General features: G+C 77.0%; 1 protein-coding gene and 1 pseudogene. Both read left to right on the top strand.

The features are described 5' to 3' along the window. Positions 1-200, top strand: a pseudogene (locus tag FNQ90_RS22310) (NADH-quinone oxidoreductase subunit M); the annotation flags it as partial. Next, on the top strand, positions 197-1,668 hold a 1,472-nt coding region (locus FNQ90_RS22315; RefSeq protein ID WP_182607992.1), incomplete at its 3' end, for an NADH-quinone oxidoreductase subunit N. The pseudogene FNQ90_RS22310 and the gene FNQ90_RS22315, both read left to right, overlap by 4 nt.

Consider the following 1,668-nt stretch of genomic DNA (forward strand, 5'->3'; position numbering starts at 1 on the left):
CCGCCGACCTCGCCGCCGCCGAGGCACCCGGCGCCGCCCCGGCCGCCGACCCCGACCGCCTGCCGGACCCGAAGGGTGCCGAACTCTCCGTGTACGCCCCCCTCGCGGCCCTCACCCTCCTCCTCGGCCTGTGGCCCGCGCTGTTGCTCGGCCTCACCGACCCGGCCGTGCAGGCCCTGCTGCCCGGAGTCGCCCGATGAACCTCATCCAGAGCATCGAGTGGGCCGTCATCGCGCCGGTCGTCGCCCTCGCCACCGGCTGCCTGCTCGCGCTCCTCGCCGACCTGCTGCTGCCGCCCGCCTCCCCGGCGTTCCCCGCCGCCCGGCGCGGCGCGGTGCTCGGCGGCCTCGCCGTCGCCGCCCCGGCCGCCGGGCTCGCCCTGCTGCTGCCACTGCGCGACGGCGACCGGGAGACCTTCTGCCTCACCGTGGACCCGGCGCCCTGCTCCTACGTCGCCGACCGCTTCGCGCTCACCGTGCAGGCGCTGGTGCTGCTCGGCGCACTGCTCGCCGCGCTGATCTCGCTGCCCGCCCTCTCGCGGAGCGACGACCGGCCCGGAGCCGTCCCCGCCGGCGAGTACGCCTTCCTGCTGCTCGCCTCCGCCACCGGCGCCGCCCTGCTGCCCGCCGCCCGCGACCTGGCGACGCTGATCCTCGCCCTGGAGGTCGCCACCCTCCCGGTCTACGCGCTGGTCGCGCTGCGCCGGGCGAACCGGCTCGCCCCCGAGGCGGCCCTGAAGTTCCTCCTCTCCTCGGTCACCGCCACCGCCGTCACCCTGCTGGGTGTCGGCTTCCTGTACGCCGCCGGCGGCGGCCTGCACCTGACCGTCCTCGCCGACGCCCTGCCCGCCGCCGATCCCGCACTCTCCGGCCTGGTCACCGTCGGCGCGGCCCTCGCCCTGGTCGGCTTCGCCCTGAAGGTCGGCGCGGTGCCGTTCCACTTCTGGATCCCCGACACCTACGGCGGCGCGCCCCCCGCGATCGCCGGCTACCTCGCGGTGGTCGGCAAGACCGCCGGACTGGCCGGACTGGTGCTGCTGACCACCGTCGCCCTGCCCGGCGAGCACGGGGTGTGGGGCCCGGCCCTGGCCCTGCTCGCCGGACTCACCATGACCGTCGGCAACGTCGCCGCGCTGCGGGTGGACCCCGCCGAGTCCGGCAGTGCCGTGCGCCTGCTCGCCTGGTCCTCGGTCGGTCAGGCCGGTTGGCTGCTGGTGCCGATCGCGGCGGCCGGCCGGGAGATCGGCACCGGGGGCCCCGGGTCCGCCGAGGGCGTCTCGGCGGCGGTCGGCGCGACCCTGGCCTACGCCCTGATGTACGCCGTGGTCACCCTCGGTGCCTTCGCCGTGGTCCTGTCGGTGCGCGGGGGACGGATCGCCGACCACCGGGGGATGGCCGCCGGTCGGCGGCCGACCGCCCTGGCGATGGCCTTCTTCCTCATCTGCCTGGCGGGCCTGCCGCCGGGGCTGATCGGGCTGTTCACCAAGGTGGCGGTGATCCGGTCGGTCGTCGGGGCCGACCTGGCCGTCCTCGCGGTGGTCGCGGCGGTCAACGTGGTGATCGCCCTGGTCTACTACCTGCGCTGGATCGCGCTGCTCTTCCGACCGGCCGGGGAGGAGCCGGGGGCCGGGGCGCCGGCGCCGGTCGCCGAACCGGTGCCCGTGGGCGG

It is taken from the genome of Streptomyces alkaliphilus, from assembly GCF_014141535.1.
Classification (GTDB): Bacteria; Actinomycetota; Actinomycetes; order Streptomycetales; family Streptomycetaceae; genus Streptomyces; species Streptomyces alkaliphilus.